This is a genomic window from Mycobacterium sp. MUNTM1 (genome assembly GCF_054660795.1).
The window spans coordinates 1-293 of sequence record NZ_BAAGDE010000169.1; the positions used below are offsets into that span (position 1 = coordinate 1).

Sequence of the window (293 nt, forward strand, 5' to 3'; positions counted from 1 at the left end):
TGGGTCTGTTCCTGGCCGAGAAGATGGCTTCTGGAACCGGTGGCGTGGGTGCGGGCCGTATCGTGCTCAGCTCGCGCTCGGAGCCCAGCCAAAAGGCACTGGAAGCAATCGACTTCATCCGTGCGATAGGTGCGGATGTGGTGGTCGAGCGTGGTGACATCGCCCAGGCCGACACCGCCGAGCGGCTGGTGGCCACGGCCACCGCGACGGGTCTGCCGTTGCGGGGCGTGCTGCATGCCGCCGCGGACGTCGAGGACGCCACGCTGCCCAACAACACCGAGGAACTCATCGTG

At 67.2% G+C, this 293-nt stretch carries 1 protein-coding gene; it reads left to right on the plus strand.

The window, feature by feature from the left end:
- On the plus strand, positions 1 to 293 hold a 293-nt coding region (locus ACYQ8K_RS30275), incomplete at both ends, for a KR domain-containing protein (protein ID WP_459975083.1).